The organism is Paenibacillus polymyxa (genome assembly GCF_018614975.1).
Classification (GTDB): Bacteria; Bacillota; Bacilli; order Paenibacillales; family Paenibacillaceae; genus Paenibacillus; species Paenibacillus polymyxa_E.
The window spans coordinates 74,409-87,301 of sequence record NZ_JAGGNR010000013.1 but is presented as its reverse complement, the minus strand read 5'-3'; the positions used below and the strand labels follow the sequence as shown (position 1 = coordinate 87,301).

Genomic DNA, 12,893 nt, shown 5'->3' with positions numbered 1-12,893 from the left:
TCACTTTTACAAAGGTGAACGCTCCGCTTCTTCAGGTTATTTCTGTCCTCTACGTTATCGTGTAAATATAGTTCACCTTATATAGAAATCGCGATCCATCATATTTTTTTCAGGAAATAAGAACCGTTTGACGCCTTACACGGTCTAATACTCAACATATCCATGAAAGGAGGAGCCATGTGACCCCTACTCAGCTCACCATCGCCGCACAAAAAGGGGATGCCGAGGCTTTTGCAGCGTTAATGGAATTACATCAGAGCCGACTGTACCGTATCGCCTATGCCTACCTGCACAATGAAGGCGATGCGCTCGAAGCGATTCAGGAATCAACCTTCCGGGCGTTCCGTAAACTCAAAAAATTAAAAGAGCCCTCCTACTTCGGCACTTGGCTCATCCGCATTCTGCTCAACTACTGTGCGGACGAACGCAAACGCAAAAGTCGGTTCAGTCCCGTCACCGAGATTCATGAATCCAGCAGTTGGGATCGTCCTGCAGATCCCGATCTTGCTGCCGCTGTATCCACCCTTGACCGGGATTGCAAACAGATTATTATTCTGAGTTATTTCGAAGGTTTCTCCTTAACTGAAGTTGCCGATATTCTCGAAATCCCGACCGGAACCGTAAAATCCCGATTACATCGGGCACTCGGACAGCTCCGTGATCAACTTGAAACGAAAGGAGATGCATCCTCATGACGGATGAACAAAAATCATTTGACGCATTGGAAGAACGGCTGAACGCTCGCAAGACGGAATATGAAACCATCCCTGTACCGGATGCTGCCCATCAGGCTGTTCAGTCCGGAATCCGCCAGGCTGCCCGCAAACGCAAGTCCCGGCTGCGCTGGTATATGAGTTCCATCTCGGCAGCGGCCTTCATCCTGCTATTTACCGGATGTATCCGTGTCTCTCCCGCTTTTGCGTCCTTCGTGGAGCAGTTGCCGGGAATGGAAGGCATTGTGAGTATGATTCGCCAAGACAAAGGATTAATGATGGCGATTGATCAGTCCCTCTTACAGAAGGTCGGCGTCACCGACGAGCATGATGGTACTTCCTTGACCATTGATGGCATTATCACAGACGAGTCACGTATGGTCATTTTTTACACGATGAAAGGTATGAAAGATCCCGAAAAATTCAACTATGACATTGATTTGCTCGATGAGAACGGTAAAGATCTTCCTGTTGCGTTTAGTTACGCTTATCCAAAGCCTTCTCCAGACGAGAATGTGAATGAAAATATGATAGACGTGATCTTCACGGATGGAACCTCTCCTCCTGAAGAGCTGAGCGTCGTGTTTAAGTCCGAAGATACAACGAGTGCAGAAAAGTGGAAAATAACGTTCCCGGTAGATAAGAATCTTACCAAAGGCATGAAAAAAGTCATCCCTGTGAATCAGGCGTTAACGGTGGATGGGCAGCGTATTGATGTGAAACAGGCTACTCTGTATCCAACCCGTCTTGTACTTGATGTGAATTTTGATCCAAAGAATACCAAAAAGATATTTGGCCTCAGCGATCTTCAACTGGTCGATGAGCAAGGCCTCGCGTGGAGAACAGATACCTCAACAGGTGAGGATGAACGTTCCATTTATTTCGAAAGCATGTACTTCTCCATACCGAAAAAGCTGACGTTACAGGGATCTGGCTTCTCCGGATTGGATAAAGATGAGCTGGATCTTACCCTTGATCTGAAGTCACACCGGATTACAGGGGGCCCACCTGGATTGAAGATGGTAGGCAGTAAGGTCGAAGGCAAAGATCTAATTATTGACTTCTCAGTTGCTGGCAGGATGGACGGTGGGTTCGTTCTCACTTTCAAGAAAGTTACAGACAGTGCAGGGAAATCATATGAAGTTCCTGGCTCCAGTTGGAGTAGTGGAGAGGGAACGGATGACAGTCATACGATTGTTTCTTCTACTATCGAAAACGGAGCTAAGTTAAAAGGGGAAGTGAAGATGAACATCTCCACCTATCCGATGAAAATTAAGTCCCCCTTCTCGTTGGATATTCCTGTGAACCCTTAATCTAAACTCAACAAGCTTTCAATAATCGGATTAATCTATATAATGGAAATATTCATGAAGATGAGCAATGTTCACAGGAAAGGGTGTTTTCACAATGAATAACCGTTCCATCCGTTATCCGCAACCACTCGCGCAAGGGGACATGATCGGTGTGGCAGCCCCTTCCAGCGGTGTAGGCGAATCTCTGCACCATTATCTTGAGGAAAGCAAACGCAATATGGAGTGCCTTGGTTTTGGCGTGATGGAAAGCCCATCGCTCCGCCACAACACCAAATGTGTGAGTGCCTCTAAAGAGGAACGCGCTGAAGAGATGAATGAATTTTTCCGCAATCCCAATATTCAAGCCATTATCCCTCCATGGGGTGGGGAGTTTCTGATGGATATCCTGCCCCTGCTGGATTGGGAAGCTTTGAAAACATTGCCGCCCAAATGGGTCATGGGATATTCGGATATCAGTACCTTTTTATTCGCATATACCCTGATCACCGGAACTGCATCAGCACATGGCACCAATTATGTGGATCTAAGATCAAACGCCCTCGATCCCGTGACTGCGCGCTGGATTGATGTGTTACAGAACGAATACGGCGGACAGATCACTCAATCGTCTTCCACGCATTATCAATCGGCATGGAAAATGGAACTGCCTGGATTCAATCTGGATACACCTTCCCGCTGGAAACAGCTCGGCCACTCGGAAGATGCGGATACCTCTGCGGCCTTCTCCGGTCGGCTGATCGGCGGTTGTATGGATACAATCACCTGTCTGATCGGCACCCCGTATGCACCTGTCCAATCGTATCTGGAGCAATACTGTGCAGTCGAAGGAGCCATCTGGTATCTGGAAAGCTGTGAGATGAGTGCGGGGGATATCTACCGTCATCTGTGGCAGATGAGACAGGCCGGCTGGTTTGCTGGCGTAAAAGGCTTCATGTTCGGCCGACCTGCGGGTTATTCCGATACAGCGGATTTTAATTTCACCGATGCCCTATCCTCTGCACTTGGGGATCTGGATGTCCCTGTACTGTACGATGTGGATCTTGGTCATATTCCGCCCCAGCTCACCTTTGTGAATGGAGCATTGGGCAAAGTCACTTATGAAAATGGACGCGGGAGCCTTGAGATGGCGTTTGTGTGATCACCTTTTATAGGCAGATGCATACCTTGAAGTAAGAACTTATTTTGAGGAAGGGTTGTGCATCATGTCTGAATCCACATCCACGCCATCCATGCGTGTCGTGTATCAAGCCAATCAACCGATGCTTCAATCCGTGCAAAGTGTGCGGAATATGCTTCATCATACAGCCCGGCAGCATATTGGCAAGAAAGTACACGTCCAGAATATCGATGGGCAAGTGTGGGAAGGTGTCATCATCAGTGCAGACCGGGGGATTTTGTATCTCCAGGTTACCCCGATGCATGGATACCCTGAACCGCGCGCCTTGTTTGGACCGACGATTTTGCCGCTGGTGCTGTATGAATTGTTGGTTATCACACTGTTGATGTAGTGGTATTGTACTTCTATATCCGAAGCTGTTCCAAGAAGCTTCGCTCCTGAGATTTTCAAGTCTTGGGAACGAAGCTTTTTTATGGTCTTGGCGATGGTGCGGTATGATTCCTTGCAAGCGTGTGAAATATGATACAATGGTGTCGCAACACCCCATATCTCATATGAAACGGAGCTTGATCCGGTTGGAATACATACGTCATGATTCATCACCCCTTTCACAAGTCGAGACGGGTATGATTGGCAGCAACCCTACTGAACAATCCCGCGTGATTGCCATCTGTCTGCTCGCAGGCAAAATCATGCTGCAAAGCGGTGGTGAAACCTACCGTGTGGAAGATACGATGAAACGTATGGCGGCTGCGCTGGGTTTACCCCATTCGCACAGTTACGTTGTCCCGACAGGCATCTTCTTCTCTGTTGATGCAACCGAACCCGCCAAGCTGATTCGCATCTCCGAGCGTACGACGGATCTGGACAAGGTGTCCGAGGTGAATGCGGTCTCCCGCCGCATTGGACAAGGTGAGCTATCCGCTCAGGAAGCCCATGATCTGTTGATACAGATCGAAGGCAAGCCCTCCTCCTATTCAACGGCTGTGCAGCTTACGGCCGCAGCGTTATCCAGTGGTTGTTTTACCATTATGTTTGGCGGGGGCTGGAGCGACTTTCTTCCGGCGCTGATCTGCGGGGGCATAGGTTATGCAGCCGTTATTTCCTTTCACCGGTTGGTACGGGTCAAATTTTTTGCCGAGCTTACGGCATCCTTTGTTATTGGCTTACTCGCTTTTCTCCTGATCTATATGGGAGCGGGTTATGAACGGGACAAAATCATCATTGGTTCGGTTATGCCGCTCGTTCCGGGGCTGCTGATTACCAATGCTGTACGCGACCTGATGGCCGGACATCTGGTCTCCGGATTATCCAAGGGAGCCGAGGCATTTCTGACCGCCTTTGCCATAGGTACTGGCATTGCAGTTGTATTTTCACTTTTTATGTAAGACGGAGGAATGCAGGATATGCTCCATTTTATTGAACAAGCCTTAACCAGTTTTGTCGCTTCAGCCGCATTTGGAATCATCTTCAACGCCCCCCGGCGCATGCTGCTCCATGGTGGATTTGTCGGTATGATCGGCTGGATTATCTATATCGTGCTTGAATATGCAGCGGATGCGGTGCCTGCTACACTTGCTGCGACCATAGCCGTAGGTGTCATCAGCCAGGTATTCTCTCGCATGTTTCGCGCACCTGTCATCATCTTCAGCGTTGCAGGCATCATTCCTCTGGTTCCTGGTGGACTGGCGTATAATGCGATGCGAAGTTTTGTGCAAAATGACTACAGTGCCGCCATGGAGATGGCCGCCAAGGCACTTATGTTATCCGGTGCTATTGCCGTAGGCCTTGTGCTCTCCGAGGTATTAAACCAGATGATACGCCGAATTCCCGCCTCACTTCGGACAAAATCATCATCGAAATGATTATTCTTTTCACATATTCAGCACACGTAAGGCCCGTTAGCATACAGGATAAGCTCTTGTATACCTACGGGCCTTACGTATCACTTTCTTATAGAGCATTATAGAGCAGCAAATCAATCAATATTCTGTTTACTTCACAAACGTATTCTTCACACGTACCGACCTCAGGAAATATGGAATGAAGATACAGCACGTCAGAATGGATCGTACGATCAGCTGAAAAGCCGGAGTTGCATCAAGCACATGCTGTTCTCTTGGGATTTCATTGCGCGCAATCAGAATCCACGTCACGATGCTTATGATCACATTCATTAGGTACATCACCACCATCATGCGCGGAAACTGTCTCTTCCGTTTATACAAAAGAATGAGATTCACGATAACAATTATCAATAGAATGGTACTGCTTATGAAACCAAACCACAGGAGTGGACGGATCATCTCACTGTAAATCTGAGGATCGACACCACGGCCTACTTCCCATCTGGCAGAGTCCATGATGACATTCACCTGCGATAAATCCGAGATGAGAAACACCAGCGCAAGCCAGAGACTGATCTGGATTAAAATAAGCCATCCGCCCAATCCGGAGATACCAGGCAGCTCTCCTTCCGAATTCAGGTGTCTATTGTTCATTTCATCCTCCTCATACCGAATATTAAACGTCTCCAGTAATAACCGCTTGTGCCTAAGTTCCAGTTCGTTGCCTGGCCTTAAATATAATCTTCTGATCCGGGTATACCTTAGCATAATCTGCTGGCTATGCTTTTCCTTCCCCAATTCCTTACCTGTTCAAAGTATACCACCGAGGGATGAAACTGCGAAAATCATCGTGATCGTCACGGACACGCTCGATCTTGGTCATCATCTCAGTTGTCTCTTCCGGCTTCACCTGCTGAATCCACACCACAGAAGACACCAGCGCCATAGCCGTATACAGTGAATACAATCTCCAGAATAGCTCATCCGGTTCATTGCCATCGAAATAGCCCTGAATTTGACCTATGGAATATGGAATACTGATCTCCGAAGCAAACAAACCCAGCTTCAAAAATTCATGAATGGGATCCCCTTGATCATAACGATTAAAATCAATCACTCCTGCGAGCTTATCCTGCTTAACGACAAGATTGCTCGGGTGGAAGTCATCATGCTGAAATCCATCTGGACGATTTTTCATCCAACCAAGATGGTCTGCAATAAACGTTAGAATAGTATGATCCTCTTTCATCACGATCGGGCACTGTTTATAGCGCTCCACGTAACGTTGATGCTTCGTGCTCTTGCGTATGTACCATGATTCGGTCTGTTCCTCCATCGGCAACTGGTGAATCAGCTGTAACTGCGCTCCCGCTTCGAAACCAACGGCCCACTGCCGCTGTTCATTCAGTTGAGGCAGTCTCTCGGAAGCATCTTCGCCTTCAATGTAGCTAAGAATCATATAACCGTTCTTCTCATCCAATCTACCTGTGCCCAACGTTGCTGGACACAGTACACCTAATTGTTGCATGCTCTTCAAACATTGATATTCCCTTTGCTTCATCCATTCCTCAGCAACATCATATACCCTCACCAACACATGGCCTTGGCCGGGGACAAACATTTTGAATTTAGCATCCGCTGAATACCCCTTCATAACAGGTTCAACCCGTGTAGCCTGATCAAGTTCAGGAATCTGTTTTAACCTGTCAATCAACGTATTGTCCATCGATGCATTCCATGTATTATGTTGTTCCACACCAGAAACCTCCGTTATTTCACGTATAACGTGTAGTATCGTCTGTCTATTACCACTCTATCCCACGATGATTCCTATAACATGCTTATATGTATTCTATCCGTTTCTATTTAAAAAGTACTGATTCGGGTTCTTTGCCCGTCAGGGTCAGCATCGTATACAATTGCCCCCTATGATGATATACATGCCCCATAATCTCCAGCAACCACTCCAGCCGACTATAGGAAGCTCCCCAATACGAATCCGTCACATGCAGTAACTCTTCCGTGTTAAACTGCCTGTACCGTTGGTACAGATACATCTGGTTATCAATCAGAGCCTGCTTGATCTCACAGAGCGAATGCACCTGATTCTCTGCATAGAATTGAGCCATCTCTTCCTCCGATGCACCTTCGGAAATATAAACATCCGCTCGGCAGATCACAGACAGATGAGCTAGTAGTTCTCCAACAGGCCGTTTACCTTCAATGGGAGTCAAAGCCAAATCTTCTTCCGACAGCTGATCACATATATCAATTAACGATGTTACGGCCACGTCAATATGTTTGAACGCAGATTGAATCAATACATACACTTCCTTTTTATCCCATTATACAGAACATATGATCTATTATCAACCAAGATATCCCTCCCTAATATATAAACGAACTATATACCAAATCTAACAATCTACGAACAAAAAAGTCCTTCCTCCTTCTTATAGACGGGATTCAGGACATTTTGTTGCCTATATGAGTTCAAATCTTCGCTCAACTGGAGTATAACGAACAATACGTTTGCTCGAATCGTCCAGCCTCCAAGTCAGACTTGCGAATGAAAAATTGCAGTTCCCCGCAATCCCACCATTGGAAACCAATAGCATCATGTGTATCTATCTTCAACAGCAGCAGCGTATCGGATAGTTCCTGCCATGTCCGATCCTCATCACCGCCGTAATGCTTGGTCAGCTTCTTCTCACATTCCTGCTCATTATAATCGTACTCTTCTCCCAGTGCGATCTGTAACAAGGCACGGTGCTCGGCATCCGGATGCTGCCCGTCAGGATATCCAAACATACCACCCCAATTCAGCGTACTCGGATGGTTCCAGCTCGACTCGAATTCAAGGTATCGGTCATACAGACTCACTTCCGCTTCGGCCTCATCGGTCTCAAGCTGAGGCGGCGAGAGCTCATTCAGCGCGTTGGCGTCTATATAAGCATATGTAGGAAACTCAAGATTAGGCAGTACGGTCACCGAATGTGCAACAAACGGGGCTCCGTCCAGCGCGGTATCACCTTCAGGCTCTCGCCTTATTAAATGATGAGAACTCGGCTCAAAAATTACACGATGTTCAATGGGACAAGCAGATTCATCCGTGCCAACAAAAAAGTATAACATTCCACGTTCAGGCAAAGTCCCGCGCCCATCATTCGGCGTATACGGCGACAAATCCACCAGGTTTAACTGGGCCAGGAAAGTCATTGGAACTCCTTCTTGTGTTACGGGCCATTCCATGCGACTCGGCAAATCCGGATGTCCACCCACACGTGAGTTTCCCGTCCTGCGATATTCGTCCAGTGTGGATACATCGAGGCGAATTCCCCAGCGGCTTGAGGACAACAGCAGATCGGCAGCAACTCCCAAACCATATTCCTCAAGTGTTTTACGGGCTTTTCTGGTCAGACGTTCACATTGTTCTGGCTTAATCATATAGATCCTCCCCTTTTGACAATACACCTATGCTGAGACATATTCAGGTTCACACCTGTATATTCTTCCGCCCGGACGTCTTTCCCTGCTTCTAGCAAAAAAAGAGACTGACATCCCCTGTCAGTCTACTTCTTTATCCTGTATTCCATTTCAACGATTTGGATCAGAAGACTTTTCCTGGTAAGCGCGCATATGCTCCTCACCGTCCAGGAATTCATGGGCCTGATGGGCTGCCATCACACCATGATAGCTAATATCCAGACCCAGATCTTCCTCTTCTTCTGTCGATCGTACAGGCACAATTTTCCCAATTAACTTTAACCCGACCCAAGTCATGGCGAATCCCCAGACGACCAAGGCTGTAAGGCCAAGTGCTTGAACACCCAACAACCTCCAGCCGCCGCCCATGAATAATCCACCATCCGTGGCAAACAAACCTACAGCAATCGTACCCCACATTCCGGATGCGGCATGCACCGGGAAAGCACCAACTGGATCATCAATTTGATGACGGTCCAGCCAGTTGGTGGCAGCCATCATCAATAAACCGGATACTGCCCCAATGAATATCGCTGCTACATCGCCAACAAAAGCACAGCCTGCTGTAATGCCGACTAGTCCCGCAAGCGAACCGTTAATGACCGAGGGTGCATCTGAACGATTAAAGCGGAATAACGTATACAGCAACGTAACCGCACCACCCGAAGCCGCAGATAACATCGTGACAATCGCAATGTGACCAATTCTCACATCCGTCGCGCTGAGTGTACTACCCGCATTGAAGCCAAACCAGCCGAACCATAACAAAAATGCACCTACAGATGCCAGCGGCAGATTGCTCGGGAGTGCAATGGCACTTACGCCAAGTGGCGTGTATTTGCCTTTACGTGGGCCAATGATAATCGCAGCAGCCAATGCCGAGAATCCGCCGAGTGCATGGATGACAGCCGAACCGGCAAAGTCCTGCATCCCCAGCTGACTAAGCCAGCCGCCGCCCCATGCCCAGTGTCCACCAATTGGATAGATAATCGCTGTCATCAATATGATATACAACAAGTAGGCACGGAAGTTGATCCGCTCGGCTACCGCTCCTGAAACGATGGAAATAACGGCAATGGTAAAGGCAGCCTGGAACAACCAGAATGTCTCCAGAGATACCGGTACGTCCAGGTGAGACAAATCCCCATTCAGGAAGAATCCCGTTACTCCCGCAAAACCACCAACGTCCGAACCATACATCAGTCCAAAACCGATGGCATAGAACAGCAACGTTCCAATCGTAATGTCAGCAAAGACCTTCATAATAATGTTCACACTATTTTTATAACGCACAAAGCCAGCCTCGAGCAGGGCGAATCCACCCTCCATCAATAAAATCATCGCTGCACTCAGTACGACCCAGACCGTATCAATCCCGGTGCTTAACGTCTCCAAAGTCATGCTTGTACATCCTCCGTTTCACTAAGCTGTCTGAGCTCACGGATTGTATCGGGCGCAAGCTCAATCTCGTCCCGCTCAATGCTGTCCGGATGCTTAATTCGTTCTGCGATCTGATCCAATTCACGTATGCGTCTGCGAATCTGTTCCATCTTGCGAAAACGTTCCTTTACCTGCACCATATACTCTACCGCCTGATGATGGGATGCAGGGCGTCCCGCGAACCATTTGCGTACGGGCGACAATGATTGATAAGCAACCTCTTCCGCTCGACGCTTTTGTTCGAACTGTTCGATCTTCTGCTTGAGCGTTTGGATCTCATTTTCTTTTTTGACCTTCAGCCGTTCGATAAGGTACAATAAATCGGACGATGATATTTGCAATGCTGTATGGTGATACACCTCCTCGATTACTAACATATCATGTCAGGACTCCTTACATATAAAGTTACTTGTACCGATTATAGTTTGCCGGGGTCTGCCCGTCAATCTTTTTTTGGACTTGGGATGGATTTAAATGAACCGTTCATGGAGAACGGCTTTTTTTATTTGGCACAGATCACATTTAACAAGGTAATTTTGCCTAGGTTCGCATTCACTCTTTCCAATCCATATAGAATAAGCATCCACATTTGGGGTAATGAACATACACAGACTACCCACATCACAGAATCCATATATAAGGAGAGGATTATATGATGTTTACTCGTAATGACGATATACGTAACCAAATCTGGGAAGCCGTCTCGGGACTCGAAGAAGAACAATTGAACCGAAAACCTTCACCCGAGCAATGGAGTATTATGCAAGTACTACGTCATCTGAATCTGATGGAAAATGTAATTGGAAAACAAGCCCGCTCGGCCCTCGAGAAGGAACAGACAGTGTCTGTGGACAAAAAACCATATGAATTATCGTTGGACCGCAGCCGCTCCGTCGAGGCACCACCCCATCTTCAGCCTCCAGCAGCGCCTGAAGCACTTGCAGACGTACGCAATGATCTGGACGAATCTCACCAAGCGTTAAACAACTTTGCATTGGATCATGATCCTGACCTGCTGCGCAGCAAGTCCTTTCCTCATCCCGTATTTGGTGAGATGGATCTTACCCAATGGATTGACTTTGCAAGTTATCATGAGGAACGTCATCTGGGGCAGATTCAAGAGATCAAACAGCAGCTTGGCGTGTAAACACAACCTACACTTCAAATAGCGAAGAATATAGTTGAACGACAAAAAACCTCCAATCCTATTAATTTAGGTTGGAGGTTTTCAATGTTCTTTTCTACGAAAAGAACGACACTTATATTTTTTTGCCCAAAATCGCCAGATCCCTATTCACACCATCCAACACGGCCACTTCGGGATAATAACCCCACTGTTCAAAACCATGCTTGCGCAATAACCCCAGACTCGGTTCGTTATGCCCGAAGACAAATCCAAGAATGGTCTTAATTCCAAGTGCAGGACATGCCGCAAATACCGTTTCCAGCAAACGTCCACCAGCCCCAATTCCGCGGCATTGCTGATCCACGTATACACTGACTTCCACCGTTCCATTATACGCAGGGCGTCCATAGAACGAGCTGAGACTTGCCCAAGCGACCACCTGTCCTGCCTGCTTCATCACCCAAAGCGGACGATGTTCCGGTGTATGTTCCTCGAACCAAGGCAAACGTTGCTCCACCGTCACCGGCTCCAAATCCGCTGTTGCCATACGGCCCTCAATGGTAGAATTATAAATTTCCACAATCCTCGGCAAGTCCTCCAGGCGCGCATATTCAATCTGCACATCTTCCAGTTTCATCCCTATTCCTCCATCATTCCAAATCGTTCTATTATCATAGAGGATATTATAATGGAAAATAGAAGCCTTCGTCACCTCTAACATTCTGACAAAGAATTACTCAATCATTACTCTGGAAGTCCCTGAATTGTGTTGCCACGAGTTAACTGCTGACTCTGGTCTGCCCAACGAATGTTGATTGAGCGAGATGTGAACAGATCCGGGCCGTCCGATACCTGGAAATGCAGATGAGCTTCACTGGAGTTACCCGAATTACCCAGCTCACCGATGAGGTCCCCCTGCTTGAGTTTATCTCCTTTTTTGACCGCTACACTTCCTTTTTTTATATGTGCCGTAATGCTATATTCTCCCTGCCCATGGTCAATGACTACATAATTCCCCGCTGGCTCTTCGGGATTCATCACACCCGGTACATTGTCCGGTATATCGTTCTTGATTTCAACGACGGTTCCATCCGCAGCAGCATAGAGTGGTTCACCAAAAGCATGGTAACTTGCGTTCACCTTGGCATCCCCGTTATAACTGAAACCTTCTTTAGCCCGAACAATATCCAGCGCGTAGCGCTGCGTTTCATGCTCATAATGATAGTTCGACATCACATCGTTGCCTCCCCAGAACACATACCACTCACCCTTTAAAGGGAAATGGAATTCGGTTTTGGTGAACTTTTGATCTGTATCCTCATGGGTTTCCAGCGGCTGAATCAACAGACCATCAATCTGGTTTTCTTTGGAAAAATAGGCCAGAATCCCTTTTGTCCCTGTCTGATCTTTCCAGGCATACTCGGATAATTGATTCATTTTGGCGTCTACCACTTGCTCCCACGATTCAACACCTTCCAGGAAACTATCGGCGGAGGTTTTGAACTGCTCAAGCGTTAACGTTTCCTTCAATTCCGGAGAAAACTGACTGTAGATCGCATCCTTTGAACCGGTCATCAACGTATCTATGAAATTGTCTGGTGTAACCATCGTGCTCACCTCTGAACTTGAGTTCTGCTCCTGATTAGCCTTCTCACTCGCTTCATAATTGGACGTCTGTTCGGCTGACTGCTGCTCCGCCTGGTCGGAAGTAATGGAGTTACTGTTGCCGCAAGCAGACAATATCACGCAGGCTCCAAGGGCAATCGCAAGCACCTTCCAGCTCTTTCTGTGCTGTAATTTCTGGTGTGTATGTTGCTCTGATCTCAGATGACCTTCCCTGTTCATTTTCAA

The 12,893-nt window shown here is 47.4% G+C and carries 15 protein-coding genes; 7 read left to right on the top strand and 8 right to left on the bottom strand.

Annotation, left to right across the window (positions count from 1 at the left end):
* Positions 1 to 179: 179 nt before the first annotated feature.
* The 6 genes from J7E78_RS13030 (at position 180) to J7E78_RS13005 (ending at position 5,008) form a co-directional block, all read left to right on the top strand.
* Entirely contained in the window at positions 180 to 695 is a 516-nt protein-coding gene (locus J7E78_RS13030) for a sigma-70 family RNA polymerase sigma factor (protein WP_311517248.1), read from the top strand.
* Complete coding sequence (locus J7E78_RS13025; protein WP_215076578.1) at positions 692 to 2,026, top strand: DUF4179 domain-containing protein; 1,335 nt, start codon at positions 692 to 694, stop codon at positions 2,024 to 2,026. The genes J7E78_RS13030 and J7E78_RS13025 overlap by 4 nt, the downstream gene beginning before the upstream one ends.
* A 94-nt stretch (positions 2,027 to 2,120) precedes the next feature.
* Positions 2,121 to 3,164, top strand: coding sequence for a S66 family peptidase (locus tag J7E78_RS13020; protein ID WP_215076577.1), 1,044 nt, complete (start codon positions 2,121 to 2,123; stop codon positions 3,162 to 3,164).
* Between the two features lie 64 nt (positions 3,165 to 3,228).
* On the top strand, positions 3,229 to 3,534 hold the full coding sequence (locus J7E78_RS13015; protein ID WP_215076576.1) for a hypothetical protein: 306 nt from the start codon (positions 3,229 to 3,231) through the stop codon (positions 3,532 to 3,534).
* Between the two features lie 235 nt (positions 3,535 to 3,769).
* Positions 3,770 to 4,531 carry a threonine/serine exporter family protein gene (locus J7E78_RS13010; protein WP_215076620.1) on the top strand — a complete coding sequence of 254 codons (762 nt, stop codon included), beginning with the start codon at positions 3,770 to 3,772 and terminating at the stop codon, positions 4,529 to 4,531.
* Positions 4,532 to 4,549: 18 nt separating this feature from the next.
* Positions 4,550 to 5,008, top strand: a complete 459-nt coding sequence (locus J7E78_RS13005) for a threonine/serine exporter family protein (protein ID WP_047842069.1) — start codon at positions 4,550 to 4,552, stop codon at positions 5,006 to 5,008.
* A 129-nt stretch (positions 5,009 to 5,137) separates the two neighbouring features.
* On the opposite strand, the gene J7E78_RS13000 is transcribed toward J7E78_RS13005, so the two are convergent.
* The 6 genes from J7E78_RS13000 to J7E78_RS12975 form a co-directional block, all read right to left on the bottom strand.
* Positions 5,138 to 5,644, bottom strand: a complete 507-nt coding sequence (locus J7E78_RS13000; protein WP_215076575.1) for a DUF2569 domain-containing protein — start codon at positions 5,642 to 5,644, stop codon at positions 5,138 to 5,140.
* A gap of 148 nt (positions 5,645 to 5,792) precedes the next feature.
* Positions 5,793 to 6,746: an aminoglycoside phosphotransferase family protein gene (locus J7E78_RS12995; RefSeq protein ID WP_215076574.1), complete on the bottom strand. Its 954-nt coding sequence runs from the start codon at positions 6,744 to 6,746 to the stop codon at positions 5,793 to 5,795.
* Positions 6,747 to 6,852: 106 nt separating this feature from the next.
* The gene (locus tag J7E78_RS12990; RefSeq protein ID WP_311517242.1) at positions 6,853 to 7,320 is read right to left on the bottom strand and encodes a DinB family protein; all 468 of its coding nucleotides are present in this window, start codon (positions 7,318 to 7,320) and stop codon (positions 6,853 to 6,855) included.
* Positions 7,321 to 7,495: 175 nt separating this feature from the next.
* Positions 7,496 to 8,437 carry a DUF1963 domain-containing protein gene (locus J7E78_RS12985; RefSeq protein ID WP_215076573.1) on the bottom strand — a complete coding sequence of 314 codons (942 nt, stop codon included), beginning with the start codon at positions 8,435 to 8,437 and terminating at the stop codon, positions 7,496 to 7,498.
* A gap of 150 nt (positions 8,438 to 8,587) precedes the next feature.
* Positions 8,588 to 9,877 carry an ammonium transporter gene (locus J7E78_RS12980; RefSeq protein WP_215076572.1) on the bottom strand — a complete coding sequence of 430 codons (1,290 nt, stop codon included), beginning with the start codon at positions 9,875 to 9,877 and terminating at the stop codon, positions 8,588 to 8,590.
* The gene (locus J7E78_RS12975; RefSeq protein ID WP_215076571.1) at positions 9,874 to 10,293 is read right to left on the bottom strand and encodes a hypothetical protein; all 420 of its coding nucleotides are present in this window, start codon (positions 10,291 to 10,293) and stop codon (positions 9,874 to 9,876) included. Before J7E78_RS12975 ends, J7E78_RS12980 begins: the two co-directional genes overlap by 4 nt.
* A 275-nt stretch (positions 10,294 to 10,568) precedes the next feature.
* Between J7E78_RS12975 and J7E78_RS12970 the strand changes: the two genes are divergently transcribed.
* Positions 10,569 to 11,063 carry a DinB family protein gene (locus J7E78_RS12970; RefSeq protein ID WP_215076570.1) on the top strand — a complete coding sequence of 165 codons (495 nt, stop codon included), beginning with the start codon at positions 10,569 to 10,571 and terminating at the stop codon, positions 11,061 to 11,063.
* A 112-nt stretch (positions 11,064 to 11,175) separates the two neighbouring features.
* Here J7E78_RS12970 and J7E78_RS12965 read toward each other — a convergent pair whose 3' ends face one another.
* Complete coding sequence (locus tag J7E78_RS12965; protein WP_036610704.1) at positions 11,176 to 11,679, bottom strand: GNAT family N-acetyltransferase; 504 nt, start codon at positions 11,677 to 11,679, stop codon at positions 11,176 to 11,178.
* A gap of 107 nt (positions 11,680 to 11,786) precedes the next feature.
* A complete protein-coding gene (locus J7E78_RS12960) occupies positions 11,787 to 12,887 on the bottom strand; it encodes a M23 family metallopeptidase (protein WP_251035010.1) in 1,101 nt (366 codons plus the stop codon).
* Positions 12,888 to 12,893 lie beyond the last annotated feature (6 nt).

Coding starts and splice junctions, on each gene's coding strand:
- J7E78_RS13025 (WP_215076578.1), top strand. CDS start 692: ATGACGGATGAACAAAAATCATTTGACGCATTGGAAGAACGGCTGAAC.
- J7E78_RS13020 (WP_215076577.1), top strand. CDS start 2,121: ATGAATAACCGTTCCATCCGTTATCCGCAACCACTCGCGCAAGGGGAC.
- J7E78_RS13015 (WP_215076576.1), top strand. CDS start 3,229: ATGTCTGAATCCACATCCACGCCATCCATGCGTGTCGTGTATCAAGCC.
- J7E78_RS13010 (WP_215076620.1), top strand. CDS start 3,770: ATGATTGGCAGCAACCCTACTGAACAATCCCGCGTGATTGCCATCTGT.
- J7E78_RS13005 (WP_047842069.1), top strand. CDS start 4,550: ATGCTCCATTTTATTGAACAAGCCTTAACCAGTTTTGTCGCTTCAGCC.
- J7E78_RS13000 (WP_215076575.1), bottom strand. CDS start 5,644: ATGAACAATAGACACCTGAATTCGGAAGGAGAGCTGCCTGGTATCTCC.
- J7E78_RS12985 (WP_215076573.1), bottom strand. CDS start 8,437: ATGATTAAGCCAGAACAATGTGAACGTCTGACCAGAAAAGCCCGTAAA.
- J7E78_RS12980 (WP_215076572.1), bottom strand. CDS start 9,877: ATGACTTTGGAGACGTTAAGCACCGGGATTGATACGGTCTGGGTCGTA.
- J7E78_RS12975 (WP_215076571.1), bottom strand. CDS start 10,293: ATGTTAGTAATCGAGGAGGTGTATCACCATACAGCATTGCAAATATCA.
- J7E78_RS12970 (WP_215076570.1), top strand. CDS start 10,569: ATGATGTTTACTCGTAATGACGATATACGTAACCAAATCTGGGAAGCC.
- J7E78_RS12965 (WP_036610704.1), bottom strand. CDS start 11,679: ATGAAACTGGAAGATGTGCAGATTGAATATGCGCGCCTGGAGGACTTG.
- J7E78_RS12960 (WP_251035010.1), bottom strand. CDS start 12,887: ATGAACAGGGAAGGTCATCTGAGATCAGAGCAACATACACACCAGAAA.